This is a genomic window from Streptomyces phytophilus, from assembly GCF_013870535.1.
In the GTDB taxonomy this organism is placed as follows: Bacteria; Actinomycetota; Actinomycetes; order Streptomycetales; family Streptomycetaceae; genus Streptomyces; species Streptomyces phytophilus.
Map to the genome: position 1 here is coordinate 1 of NZ_JACBXC010000072.1, position 12,455 is coordinate 12,455.

Consider the following 12,455-nt stretch of genomic DNA (forward strand, 5'->3'; position numbering starts at 1 on the left):
ACTCCCTGGCCGGCGTGCTGACCGGGCTCGTGCTGCTCACCGCGGGCTTCTTCGCCGGGCACGCGGTCGCCTCGGCCTCCGTCAGCCACGCGGCGAAGACCGGCAAGGCGCAGGCGTCGGCGCTGTACCAGGTCGCGTACTACGTCGGGAACAGCGCGGGCGCCACCGTCGGCGCCGTCGCCTTCCACGCGGTCGGCTGGAACGGCGTCGTCGTCCTCGGCCTCACCGCCCTCACCGGCGTCACGGGCATCACCATTCACGCCACTCGCCTGGCCACCGCGGCGACCCGCACGGCGGCGCACGACGGGGCGCGGACGGAGCCCCGCGCGACGGTCCGCACACGCACTCCCGCAGGCCGCCCCGTATCCGGTGAACCGACTGGTCAGGGGATTGGTGCCGGGCTCGCGCGCACCGCCGAAGGCACCGGCGCGGAGACGATCCGGTAACGGGTTCGTTGCCGGAGGTTCAGCTTGTTCTACGCGCGTTACGATGCCCCCGAAGCAGCGCCGGAAAGAGGCGCTTCGCCAAGACGAAGGGGAAGTCCTCTTGCGCCGGGTAACCAAGATCGCCGCCGCGGGCGTGGCAACCGCGGCTCTCGCTTTCACCAGTGCTGCGTGCAGCAGCGACAGCGGCAGCAGCGACAAGGGCGTCGGCCTCGCGTTCGACGTCGGCGGCCGCAGTGACGCCTCCTTCAACGAGTCGGCGGCCCGCGGGTACGACAAGGCCAAGAAGGAGTTCGACCTCGGCGGCAAGGAGTTGACCGCGCGCGACGGCGAGACCGAGGCCGACCGCGAGCAGCGCCTCACCTCCCTCGCCGAGGCGGGCTACAACCCGGTGATCGGGGTCGGCTTCGCGTACGGCAAGTCGGTCAACAAGGTCGCCAAGGACTTCCCCGACACCACGTTCGCCGTGATCGACGAGGCGTCGCAGGCGAAGAACGTGGCCGGCATCACCTTCGCCGAGCACGAGGGCTCGTACCTGGCGGGCGTGGCCGCCGCGCTGAAGACCAAGACCGGCAAGGTCGGCTTCATAGGCGGCGTGCACAACAACCTGATCAAGAAGTTCGAGGCCGGCTTCGTCCAGGGCGTCAAGGACACCGAGCCGGACACCGAGATCGACGTCAAGTACCTCTACGAGACCGACATCAAGGGCTTCCAGGACCCGCTGCGCGCCAAGAGCAGCGCGGAGGGCATGCTCGACTCGGGCTCGGACATCATCTACAGCGCCGCGGGCCTCTCCGGCACCGGCTCGATCGAGGCCGTGGCCGCGCAGGAAGGCGCCTGGGCGATCGGCGTGGACTCCGACCAGTACCGCGACAAGGCGCTGGCGGACTACCAGGACTCGATCATGACCTCGGTGGTCAAGAACGTGGACGTCGCCGTCTACGACGTGATCAAGAGCGTCCAGGACGAGAAGCCGCTCACCGGTGACACGGCCTTCGCGCTCAAGGACGACGGCGTGAGCCTCGCCACCTCCGGCGGGTTCATCGAGGACGTCCAGGGCGAGATCGACGCGGCCAAGCAGAAGATCGCCGACGGCGAGATCAAGGTCAGCGACACTCCCTGAGCACGGTACGTGTCACGGGGTCCGGGGGACGGCGCGAGCCGGCCGTCCACCGGACCCCGCGCATCTGCCTCCGGACTACGCGCGTAGCGTGATATGCCGTAACTCGCGTCACGTAACTCGCGCCTTCCGTAGGGCGCTTCGGTACGTCCGCCGCCCCGCATCCACCGCCCTCGACGAGGAGTGTGCGCCATCACAGCCCCCAGCAGCAGCTCCACGGCAGCGGACCCGCCCGCCGGCGCCGCCGCCGTCGAGCTCCACGGCATCACGAAACGCTTTCCGGGCGTCGTGGCCAACCACGACATCGACATCACCGTGCGCCGCGGCACCGTGCACGCCCTCGTCGGCGAGAACGGGGCCGGCAAGTCGACCCTGATGAAGATCCTCTACGGCATGCAGAAGCCGGACGAGGGCACCATCACCCTCGACGGCACGCAGGTCGCGTTCGCCAGCCCCGCCGACGCCATCGCGCGGGGCATCGGCATGGTGCACCAGCACTTCATGCTCGCCGACAACCTCACCGTGCTGGAGAACACCGTCCTGGGCAGCGAGAAGCTGCACGGCATCGGCGACGGCGCGCGCGCGAGGATCAGGGAGCTGTCGGAGGCGTACGGCCTCGGCATCCGCCCCGACGTGCTGGTCGAGGACCTCGGGGTCGCCGACCGGCAGCGGGTCGAGATCCTCAAGGTCCTCTACCGCGGCGCCCGCACCCTCATCCTCGACGAGCCCACCGCCGTCCTCGTCCCGCAGGAGGTCGACGCGCTCTTCGACAACCTGCGCGGGCTGAAGGCCGAGGGCCTGACCGTGCTGTTCATCTCGCACAAGCTCGGCGAAGTCCTCGCCGTCGCCGACGACATCACCGTCATCCGGCGCGGCACGACGGTCGCCTCCGTCAAGCCCGCGGACGTCACGTCCAAGCAGCTCGCCGAGCTGATGGTGGGCAGCGAGCTGCCGACCCCCGAGACCCGCGAGTCGACGGTCACGGACATACCCATGCTGCGGGTCGGCGACCTGCACCTGACGGCCGTCGACGCCGACGGCGTACCGCGCGAGGTGCTCGACCGCATCTCCTTCACCATCCACAAGGGTGAGGTGCTGGGCATCGCCGGCGTGGAGGGCAACGGCCAGTCCGAGCTGGTCGAGGCCATCATGGGGCTGCGCGACCCGGACGACGGCAGCATCGTGCTGGACGGCGCGGACATCAGCCACGCCGCCACCCGCAAGCGCCGCGAGGGCGGCATCGGCTACATCCCCGAGGACCGCCAGCGGCACGGCCTGCTGCTGGAGGCCCCGCTGTGGGAGAACCGCATCCTCGGCCACACCACGGAACGCCCCAACAGCCGCGGCCTGCTCATCGACGCCGCCGCGGCCCGCAAGGACACCAGGCGGATCGTCGAGGAGTACGACGTCCGCACCCCCGGCATCGACGTGACCGCCGCCTCGCTCTCCGGCGGCAACCAGCAGAAGTTGATCGTCGGCCGGGAGATGAGCCACCAGCCGAAGCTGCTCATCGCCGCCCACCCCACGCGCGGCGTGGACGTGGGCGCGCAGGCGGACATCTGGGAGCAGATCCGCGAGGCCCGCCGCGAGGGGCTCGCGGTGCTGCTGATCTCCGCGGACCTGGACGAGCTGATCGGCCTCTCGGACACGCTGCGGGTGATGTACCGCGGGCGGCTGGTCGCCGACGCGGACCCGGCGGCGATCACGCCGGAGGAGCTGGGGAGCGCGATGACGGGCGCCGCGAGCGGCCACCTGGAGGACGACACGGCGGCGCCGGACGCGGCCGTACGGAAGCCCGCGGCGCCGGACACCTCCGGTGACGCCGACGGCGGGCAGGGCGGAGGCCGTACGCGATGAAACGCCTCGACAGGGACAAGCTGATCACGGCGGTCGGCGCCCCGGTGCTCGCGGTCTTCGCGGCGCTGGTGCTGACCTCGGTGATCATCCTGATCTCCGGGAAGGACCCGTTCCGGGCCTACCAGGTCATGATCGAGTTCGGCACGACCGACCGCAGCGCCATCTACATCGTCAACAAGTCGACGATGTTCTTCCTCTCGGCGCTGGCCGTGGCCATCGGCTTCCGGATGAACCTCTTCAACATCGGCGTCGACGGCCAGTACCGCATCGCGGCCTTCTTCGCCGCGGCCGTCGGCGGCGCGCTGTCGCTGCCCGGCATCATCCAGATCCCGCTGATCATCCTCGTCGCCATGGGCGTCGGCGCGATCTGGGCGGGCATCGCGGGCGTGCTGCGCACCACCCGCGGCGTCAGCGAGGTCATCACGACGATCATGCTCAACTCGATCGCCGGCGCCGTCATCGGCTACTACCTCACCGCGGGCCGCCTCGGCGAGAAGGACGGGAACCTCACCCACACCCCGAACCTCCCGTCCTCCAGCCGCATCTTCATGATCGAGACGTCGGTCGGCGACATCAACGGCTTCGTCGTCTTCGCCGTACTCGCGGGCGTCCTCTACTGGTTCGTCCTCAACCGCACCCGCTTCGGCTTCGACCTGCGCAGCGTCGGCCAGTCCGAGACGGCCGCCGCGGCGAGCGGCGTGGACGTCAAGCGCATGATCGTCACCAGCATGGTGCTCTCCGGCGCCGTCGCCGGCCTGGTCGGGATGCCCACGCTGCTCGGCGAGTCGTACAACTACGGCACCGACTTCCCGCTCGGCGTCGGCTTCACCGGCATCGCCATCGCCCTCCTCGGCCGCAACCACCCCGTCGGGATCGCACTCGGCGCCCTGCTGTGGGCCTTCCTGGAGCGCACCGGCACGCAGCTCGAATTCGAGGGCTACGACCAGAAGATCGTCGAGGTCATCAAGGGCATCATCGTGCTCTGCGTCGTCATCGCCTACGAGGTGGTCCGCCGCTGGGCGCTGCGGGACCAGCAGCGCCGCGTCGGCGAGGAGCTGGCCCAGGCACGTAAGACCGAGAAGGCGGAGGTCGGGGCATGAGTACGGTGACCAGGACGGGCGCCGTCGCGCCCGCCCACCGCCCACCGGCCGACGGCGGGAAGCGGCGGCTCGGCCTGCCGCAGGTGCTCCTGCTCGTCGCCGGCGGCCTGCTGCTGCTGTCCGCGGTCCGCGCACTCACCGACACCACCAACCTCACCGCCTCCGCCCAGATCGGCGGCGCGCTCGCGCTCGCCGTGCCGATCGGCCTGGCCGGCCTCGGCGGCCTGTGGGCGGAGCGGTCCGGCGTGATCAACATCGGCCTCGAAGGCATGATGATCCTCGGCACGTTCTTCGCCGGCTGGATCGGCTGGCAGCACGGGCCGTGGGCGGGCGCGCTCGCCGGGGTGATCGGCGGGGCGCTGGGCGGCCTGGTGCACGCGATGGCCACGGTCACGTTCGGCGTCGACCACATCGTGTCCGGTGTGGCGATCAACATCCTGGCGCTGGGCACGACCCAGTACCTCGCGAAGATCTTCTTCGCGGACGGGGACGCGCTGGCGGCGGGCGGCACGGACAAGCAGTCGCCGCAGGTCGACGACATGCATGCGTTCTCCGTCCCCGGACTCTCCGACTGGCTGGGGGACCTGGAGGAGAAACACTGGTTCTTCGTCTCCGACACCGCCGGGATCCTGGGCGGGCTCACCAACGACGTGTCGTACCTGATCCTGGTCGCGGCGGCGCTCTTCGTGCTCACGTACTACGTGCTGTGGCGCTCGGCGTTCGGGCTGCGGCTGCGGTCCTGCGGCGAGAACCCGGTGGCCGCCGAGTCGCTGGGCGTGAACGTCTACCTGTACAAGTACGCGGCGCTGGCCGTCTCCGGCGCGCTCGCCGGCCTCGGCGGCGCGTTCCTCGTCACGTTCACCCACATCTACCTGGAGGGCCAGACCGGCGGCCGCGGGTACATCGGCCTGGCGTCGATGATCTTCGGCAACTGGCGCCCCGGCGGCACCGCGATGGCGGCCGGGCTCTTCGGCTTCACCGACAGCCTCCAGCTGCGCGGCGGCGGCGAGGCGGTGCACGCGCTCTTCCTGCTGCTGGCGGTGCTGCTCGCGGCGTACGCGGTGTGGAAGTACGTGCGCGGCGGCACCCGCGCGGCGATAGCCGCGGGTGTCTCGGCGGTGCTCCTCGGGGCGCTGTACGCGACGACGGACACGGTGCCCCGCGAGGTCGTGGAGGCGACGCCGTACGTCACCACACTGGTGGTGCTGGCGGTGTTCGCGCAGCGGCTGCGGGTGCCGAAGTGGATCGGCAAGCGCTACCGAAGGGGAGAGAGCACGTGACGGACACGGCGCAGGAGACCGAGCGCTGGGAGGCGCTGCGGCGGGCCGCCCGGGACGCGATGTCCCGGGCGTACGCCCCGTACTCGCAGTACCCCGTGGGCGCGGCGGCGCTGGTGGACGACGGCCGTACGGTCGTCGGCTGCAACGTGGAGAACGCCTCGTACGGCGTCACCCTGTGCGCCGAGTGCGGCCTCGTCTCCGCGCTGCACGCCGGCGGCGGCGGCCGGCTCACCCACTTCACCTGCGTCAACGGCGACGGGCAGCTCATCCTGCCGTGCGGCCGCTGCCGCCAGCTGCTCAGCGAGCACGGCGGACCCGGGCTGCTGCTCGACACCGCGTCGGGCATCCGGCCGCTGTCGGACCTGCTGCCGGACGCCTTCGGCCCGTTCGAACTGAGCAGGCCCCACCCCCAGACGCCCAGGACCGGAGGATCGCAGAACTGATGGACGCCATCTCCGTCATCCGCGCCAAGCGCGACCGCGAGCGGCTCTCCGACGAGCAGATCGACTGGGTCGTGGCCGCGTACACCCGCGGCGAGGTCGCCGACGAGCAGATGTCCGCGCTCGCCATGGCGATACTGCTCAACGGCATGGACCGCGACGAAATCGCCCGCTGGACCGCGGCGATGATCGCCTCCGGCGAGCGGATGGACTTCACCGCCCTGCCGCGCCCGACCGCCGACAAGCACTCGACGGGCGGCATCGGCGACAAGATCACGCTGCCGCTGGCACCGCTGGTCGCCGCCTGCGGGGCGGCCGTCCCCCAGCTGTCGGGCCGCGGCCTCGGCCACACCGGCGGCACACTCGACAAGCTGGAAGCCGTCCCGGGCTGGCGGGCCTCGCTGTCGAACGACGAGATGATGGCGATCCTGCGCGACGTCGGCGCCGTGATCTGCGCCCCGGGCACGGGCCTGGCGCCGGCCGACCGCAAGCTGTACGCGCTGCGGGACGTGACCGGGACGGTGGAGTCGATCCCGCTCATCGCGTCCTCGATCATGTCGAAGAAGATCGCCGAGGGCACGGGCGCGCTGGTGCTGGACGTGAAGGTCGGCTCGGGCGCGTTCATGAAGGACCTGCCCGCGGCGCGCGAACTGGCCGCGACGATGGTCGGCCTGGGCAACGACCACGGGCTGCGCACCGTGGCGCTGCTCACCGACATGTCCACGCCGCTGGGGCTGACCGCCGGCAACGCGCTGGAGGTCCGCGAGTCGCTGGAGGTCCTGGCGGGCGGCGGCCCGGCGGACGTGGTGGAGCTGACGCTCGCGCTGGCCACCGAGATGCTGAACGCGGCGGGCCTGCCGGACGCGGACCCGGCGGCGGCGCTGGCGGACGGCTCGGCGATGGACGCGTGGCGCCGCATGATCACCGCCCAGGGCGGCGACCCGTCGGCGAAGCTCCCCACGGCCCGCGAGACCCACACGGTCCCGGCCCCGACGACGGGGGTCCTCACGCGCCTGGACGCCTACGCGGTGGGCCTGGCGGCCTGGCGCCTGGGCGCGGGCCGCGCCCGCAAGGAGGACCCGGTCCAGGCGGCGGCGGGCGTGGAACTCCACGCCAAACCGGGCACGCCGGTAACGGCGGGCCAGCCGCTGCTGACGCTGCACACGGACACCGCGGAGCGGATCCCGGAGGCGCTGGAGGCCCTGGAGTCGTCGTACGACGTGGCCCCACCGGGGGCGGCGGTGGAGCGGGCGCCGCTGATCCTGGACAGGCTGGACTGAGGCGGGGCGTCAACGCGGCGGGGCCCGCCCGCTCGTACGAGTGAGCTGATCGGATATGCCACCGGCATATCCGATCATGCGACTAGCGTCCCGAACATGGTCAACTCCCCACACGAAACGCACCACCGGGCCTTTCAGCGGGTCCCGGAGTTGTTCACGAGTGCCTTCAGACTGCTGGACATCCCGGTCCCGGCCGAGGCCGTAGTGACGGCGATCGACAGCGACGTCACGGAGGTGCGGCCGGTAGAGCGCCACGTGGACACGCTGCTGCGGCTGGAGTTCCCGGACGGCCCCACGTACCTGCTGCTGGTCGAAGCCCAGACGAAGCCGGACAAGGCAAAACCCGCCAGCTGGGCGTACTACCTCAGCTACGTCCGCAACAGATACGGCCAGCAGCCGATCCTGCTCGTCGTCTGCCGCGACCGCACCACCGCCCTCTGGGCCTCCCGCCCCTTCCGCATCGGCCACCCGTCACACCCGAACCTCACGCTCACCCCACTGGTCCTGGGCCCGCACAACGTCCCGAAGATCACCGACTACGAACGGGCGGCGGCGGACGTGCCGTTCGCAGTCTTCTCGGCCATTACGCACAGCAATGACCCGGATGCGGGTGCCATACTGAATGTGCTGGCAGAGGCCCTGCAGAAGACCGACGACGAAACCCGCACCATCTGTTCCGAGCTTGCTTCCAGCGGCCTGGGAGACACCCCGGCCGCGGGGATCTGGAGGACTCTCATGGAGACCGGTCTGTTTTCCTTCCGCGGCTTCGTCGCCGAGGGCCTGCGCGAGGAGGGGCGCGTGGAAGGCCGCGTGGAAGGCCGCGAGGAGGGGCGCGTGGCGGACGGGGTCGCGAAGGTGACCCGCCTGCTGGAGGTACGTGGCATCCCCGTGCCCGCCGACGCCCACCGCCGCATCACCACGTGCAAGGACCCGGAAACCCTCGACCTCTGGTTCGACCGCGCCATCACCGCCACCACGGCCGACGAACTCTTCACCGACCCGCCGCAGGACTGACGGCAACCCGGGGAGGCCCCGGGCCTCCCCGGGGCGGCCGGACCGCCTTGCCGCCCCGCCGCGCGGTTGCGTGCCCCTAGAAGCGCCTCGTGATCAGCGCTCGTTTGACCTCCTGGATCGCCTTCGTCACTTCGATCCCGCGGGGGCATGCGTCCGTGCAGTTGAACGTCGTGCGGCAGCGCCACACCCCGTCCTTGTCGTTCAGGATCTCCAGGCGCTGCTCGCCCGCCTCGTCCCTGCTGTCGAAGATGAAGCGGTGGGCGTTCACGATCGCCGCCGGGCCGAAGTACTGGCCGTCGTTCCAGTAGACCGGGCACGAGCTGGTGCACGCCGCGCACAGGATGCACTTCGTCGTGTCGTCGAAGCGTTCGCGGTCCGCCGCCGACTGGAGGCGTTCGCGGGTAGGTTCGTTGCCGTGGGAGACCAGGAACGGCATCACGTCGCGGTACGCCTGGAAGAAGGGCTCCATGTCGACGATCAGGTCCTTCTGCACCGTCAGGCCCTTGATCGGCTCCACGGTGATGGGCTTCTCGGGTGCGAGGTCCTTGATGAGGGTCTTGCACGCCAGCCTGTTGCGGCCGTTGATGCGCATCGCGTCGGAGCCGCAGATGCCGTGGGCGCAGGAGCGGCGGAACGTCAGCGTGCCGTCCATGTCCCACTTGATCTTGTGCAGCGCGTCGAGGACCCGCTCCTTCGGGTCGATCTCGACCTGGAAGTCCTCCCAGTACGCCTCCGCCGCCACCTCCGGGTTGAACCTGCGGATGCGGAACGTCGCGGTGATGTACGGGGAGGACGCGGCCTCGGCTTCGACCTTGTCCATCACGGGTGTTGCCATCAGTACTTACGCTCCATCGGCTGGTAGCGGGTCTGCACGACCGGCTTGTAGTCGAGCCGGACGGTCTCCGTGCCGTCGTCGCCGACCTCGCGGTACGCCATGGTGTGGCGCATGAAGTTGACGTCGTCGCGGTTCGGGTAGTCCTCGCGGTAGTGGCCGCCCCGGGACTCCTTGCGGGCGAGCGCGGAGATCGCCATGACCTCGGCCAGGTCGAGCAGGTTGCCCAGCTCGATGGCCTCCAGCAGGTCGGTGTTGAAGCGCCGGCCCTTGTCCTGGATGCTCACGTTCCGGTAGCGCGCGCGCAGCTCGGCGAGCTTCTCGACCGCTTCCTTGATGGTCTGCTCGGTGCGGAAGACCATCACGTTCTTGTCCATCGTCTCCTGCAGCTCGCGCCGCAGCTCCGCCACCCGCTCCTTGCCCGCCGCGTCGCGCAGCCGCTCCACCTCGCCGACCACGAACGCCGCCGGGTCCTCGGGGAGTTCGACGTGGTCGGCGGTCGCCGCGTACTCCGCCGCGGCGACGCCCGCGCGGCGGCCGAAGACGTTGATGTCGAGCAGCGAGTTGGTGCCGAGGCGGTTGGCGCCGTGTACGGAGACGCAGGCGACCTCCCCGGCCGCGTAGAGCCCGGGGACGACGGTGGTGTTGTCCGCGAGGACCTCGCCGCGCACGTTGGTGGGGATGCCGCCCATCGCGTAGTGCGCGGTCGGCTGGATCGGGATCGGGTCGGTGTACGGCTCGATGCCCAGGTAGGTGCGCGCGAACTCCGTGATGTCCGGCAGCTTCGCGTCGAGTTGCTCCGGCGGCAGGTGCGTGAGGTCCAGGTAGACGTGGTCGCCCTCGGGGCCGCAGCCGCGGCCCTCGCGGATCTCGGTGTAGATCGCGCGGGAGACGACGTCGCGCGAGGCGAGGTCCTTCATGACGGGCGCGTACTTCTCCATGAAGCGCTCGCCGTCCTTGTTGCGCAGGATGCCGCCCTCGCCGCGCGCGCCCTCGGTGAGGAGGATGCCCATCCGCCAGATGCCCGTCGGGTGGAACTGGAAGAACTCCATGTCCTCCAGCGGCAGCCCGCGCCGGAACACCGACGCCTGGCCGTCGCCGGTCAGGGTGTGGGCGTTGGAGGTGACCTTGAAGAACTTGCCGTTGCCGCCCGAGGCGTAGACGACGGCCTTGGCCTGGAAGACGTGGATCTCGCCGGTCGCCAGCTCGTACGCGACCACGCCGGCCGACCGCTTGACCCCGTCGGCCTCGATGATGAGCTGGTCGAGGACGTAGAACTCGTTGAAGAACTCCACGCCTTCCTTGACGCAGTTCTGGTAGAGCGTCTGCAGGATCATGTGGCCGGTGCGGTCCGCCGCGTAGCACGCGCGCCGCACGGGCGCCTCGCCGTGGTTGCGGGAGTGGCCGCCGAAGCGGCGCTGGTCGATACGGCCCTGCGGGGTGCGGTTGAAGGGCAGGCCCATCTTCTCCAGGTCGAGGACCGCGTCGATGGCCTCCTTCGCCAGGATCTCGGCGGCGTCCTGGTCGACCAGGTAGTCGCCGCCCTTGATGGTGTCGAAGGTGTGCCACTCCCAGTTGTCCTCCTCGACGTTCGCGAGGGCGGCGGCCATGCCGCCCTGCGCGGCGCCGGTGTGGGAGCGCGTCGGGTACAGCTTGGTCAGCACGGCGGTGCGGCTGCGCTTCGTCGCCTCGATGGCGGCGCGCATGCCCGCGCCGCCCGCGCCGACGATCACGGTGTCGTACTTGTGGATCTGCATGAGGGGAACCTCTTCGCCGCGTCAGCGGATGTTCGGGTCGAAGGTGAAGATCACCAACGTGCCCAGGAGGACGGTGAAGACCGTGGCGGCGTACAGCAGCATCTTCAGCCAGAAGCGGGTGCCGTCGCGCTCGGCGTAGTCGTTGATGACCGTGCGCAGCCCGTTGGCGCCGTGCAGCATCGCGAGCCAGAGCATGAGCAGGTCCCAGCCCTGCCAGAACGGGGACGCCCAGCGGCCGGCGACGAAGGCGAAGCTGACCTTGCTGACGCCGCCGTCGAGCACCAGCTGGATCAGCAGGTGGCCGACGACGAGGACCGCGAGCACGATCCCCGACAGCCGCATGAACACCCAGCCGTACAGCTCGACGTTGGCGCGAATACGGGGCGTGGACGGGGTGGCGCGGGGAGTGCGGGCGCGCGGCGCCTCGATGAGCGGGGCGGGGTTGTCGGCGGAGTACGCGGCGGTGGAGCCGGTCAGCTCGACGTCGGTGGTGGCCATGGTCATCAGCTCCCGAACAGCTCGCGCGCGGCGTGGCCGAGCACCGGATAGATCGCCCCGGCCATGAGCACCGCCCAGATCCCGACCACGGTCCACAGCATCGGCTTCTGCAGCCGGACGCCCTTCGACCAGAAGTCGACGGCGACGACGCGCAGCCCGTTGAGCGCGTGGAAGAGGACGGCGGCGACGAGCCCGTACTCCAGCAGCGAGACGATCGGCGTCTTGTACGTGGCCACCACGTCGTCGTACGCCTCGGGGGACACCCGCACCAGGGCGGTGTCGAGGACGTGGACGAACAGGAAGAAGAAGATGAGGACGCCGGTGACGCGGTGCGCCACCCAGGACCACATGCCTTCCCGGCCGCGGTAGAGCGTTCCAGCCGGCACGGAAAAACCCTCCGGATACTGATCGGGGGCCGGCCGTCAGGGCTCGGGTTCTGCACTGTCGGTCATGACCCGGCCGGGTACGGTCCACCGGCCTTCGCCATCGTAGCGACGGTGCGTCGGCACACCGGTCATGGGGGTGCAGGTGTGATCAATCAGGCACGCGCGTGGCCTAACGGCGCTGGCAGGCGTGGGGATCCGGGCGGTTGCGTCCCTTTTGCGGCCGGTGCCGCGGCGGGGGCGCGTGGCGCGATTCCGCTGTCAGGTACGGGGCGATCCGGCGGCCGGGGAGAGGACCCGGGTGAGGCGGGCGCGGGCCCGGCGGCGTAGTTCGTCGGCGGCGACGAGGCGTTCCTCGTCGGGTTCGTTGCCGAGGCGGGTGCGGATGGCGGCCAGGGTGCGGTCCAGGCGTTCGTCCTCGGGGCAGCCGTCGAGGCAGAGGACGAAGCAG

At 70.6% G+C, this 12,455-nt stretch carries 11 protein-coding genes and 2 pseudogenes; 8 read left to right on the plus strand and 5 right to left on the minus strand.

Translation table 11 applies throughout. The annotated features are described in order from the left end of the window. From H5J30_RS06940 to H5J30_RS06975, 8 genes and pseudogenes are all read left to right on the plus strand, one after another. Positions 1-446 (plus strand): annotated as a pseudogene (locus H5J30_RS06940) (MFS transporter); the annotation flags it as partial. Between the two features lie 100 nt (positions 447-546). After that, positions 547-1,566, plus strand: a complete 1,020-nt coding sequence (locus H5J30_RS06945; RefSeq protein WP_181786275.1) for a BMP family lipoprotein — start codon at positions 547-549, stop codon at positions 1,564-1,566. A gap of 180 nt (positions 1,567-1,746) precedes the next feature. Then, positions 1,747-3,420: an ABC transporter ATP-binding protein gene (locus H5J30_RS06950; RefSeq protein ID WP_374100951.1), complete on the plus strand. Its 1,674-nt coding sequence runs from the start codon at positions 1,747-1,749 to the stop codon at positions 3,418-3,420. Continuing rightward, positions 3,417-4,520 (plus strand): ABC transporter permease, encoded by a 1,104-nt coding sequence (locus H5J30_RS06955; RefSeq protein ID WP_181786276.1) that lies wholly within the window; start codon positions 3,417-3,419, stop codon positions 4,518-4,520. The genes H5J30_RS06950 and H5J30_RS06955 overlap by 4 nt, the downstream gene beginning before the upstream one ends. Beyond that, the gene (locus H5J30_RS06960) at positions 4,517-5,800 is read left to right on the plus strand and encodes an ABC transporter permease (protein ID WP_181786277.1); all 1,284 of its coding nucleotides are present in this window, start codon (positions 4,517-4,519) and stop codon (positions 5,798-5,800) included. The genes H5J30_RS06955 and H5J30_RS06960 overlap by 4 nt, the downstream gene beginning before the upstream one ends. Beyond that, a complete protein-coding gene (locus H5J30_RS06965; protein ID WP_181786278.1) occupies positions 5,797-6,243 on the plus strand; it encodes a cytidine deaminase in 447 nt (148 codons plus the stop codon). Before H5J30_RS06960 ends, H5J30_RS06965 begins: the two co-directional genes overlap by 4 nt. Further along, the gene (locus tag H5J30_RS06970) at positions 6,243-7,520 is read left to right on the plus strand and encodes a thymidine phosphorylase (protein WP_181786279.1); all 1,278 of its coding nucleotides are present in this window, start codon (positions 6,243-6,245) and stop codon (positions 7,518-7,520) included. The genes H5J30_RS06965 and H5J30_RS06970 overlap by 1 nt, the downstream gene beginning before the upstream one ends. A 204-nt stretch (positions 7,521-7,724) precedes the next feature. Next, complete coding sequence (locus tag H5J30_RS06975; RefSeq protein ID WP_309505455.1) at positions 7,725-8,534, plus strand: hypothetical protein; 810 nt, start codon at positions 7,725-7,727, stop codon at positions 8,532-8,534. A gap of 76 nt (positions 8,535-8,610) precedes the next feature. Here H5J30_RS06975 and H5J30_RS06980 read toward each other — a convergent pair whose 3' ends face one another. From H5J30_RS06980 to H5J30_RS07000, 5 genes and pseudogenes are all read right to left on the minus strand, one after another. Further along, the gene (locus H5J30_RS06980) at positions 8,611-9,369 is read right to left on the minus strand and encodes a succinate dehydrogenase iron-sulfur subunit (protein WP_181786281.1); all 759 of its coding nucleotides are present in this window, start codon (positions 9,367-9,369) and stop codon (positions 8,611-8,613) included. Further along, entirely contained in the window at positions 9,369-11,123 is a 1,755-nt protein-coding gene (gene sdhA / locus H5J30_RS06985) for a succinate dehydrogenase flavoprotein subunit (protein WP_181786282.1), read from the minus strand. Before sdhA ends, H5J30_RS06980 begins: the two co-directional genes overlap by 1 nt. Before the next feature lie 21 nt (positions 11,124-11,144). Beyond that, entirely contained in the window at positions 11,145-11,627 is a 483-nt protein-coding gene (locus H5J30_RS06990) for a succinate dehydrogenase hydrophobic membrane anchor subunit (RefSeq protein WP_181786283.1), read from the minus strand. Next, complete coding sequence (gene sdhC, locus H5J30_RS06995) at positions 11,627-12,007, minus strand: succinate dehydrogenase, cytochrome b556 subunit (protein ID WP_026276069.1); 381 nt, start codon at positions 12,005-12,007, stop codon at positions 11,627-11,629. Before sdhC ends, H5J30_RS06990 begins: the two co-directional genes overlap by 1 nt. A 258-nt stretch (positions 12,008-12,265) precedes the next feature. After that, positions 12,266-12,455, minus strand: a pseudogene (locus H5J30_RS07000) (2-oxo-4-hydroxy-4-carboxy-5-ureidoimidazoline decarboxylase); the annotation flags it as partial.

Bases quoted from the DNA above. Each gene is read 5' to 3' on its own strand.
- H5J30_RS06955 (WP_181786276.1), top strand. From the start codon at position 3,417: ATGAAACGCCTCGACAGGGACAAGCTGATCACGGCGGTCGGCGCCCCG.
- H5J30_RS06960 (WP_181786277.1), top strand. From the start codon at position 4,517: ATGAGTACGGTGACCAGGACGGGCGCCGTCGCGCCCGCCCACCGCCCA.
- H5J30_RS06970 (WP_181786279.1), top strand. From the start codon at position 6,243: ATGGACGCCATCTCCGTCATCCGCGCCAAGCGCGACCGCGAGCGGCTC.
- H5J30_RS06980 (WP_181786281.1), bottom strand. From the start codon at position 9,369: ATGGCAACACCCGTGATGGACAAGGTCGAAGCCGAGGCCGCGTCCTCC.
- sdhA (WP_181786282.1), bottom strand. From the start codon at position 11,123: ATGCAGATCCACAAGTACGACACCGTGATCGTCGGCGCGGGCGGCGCG.
- H5J30_RS06990 (WP_181786283.1), bottom strand. From the start codon at position 11,627: ATGACCATGGCCACCACCGACGTCGAGCTGACCGGCTCCACCGCCGCG.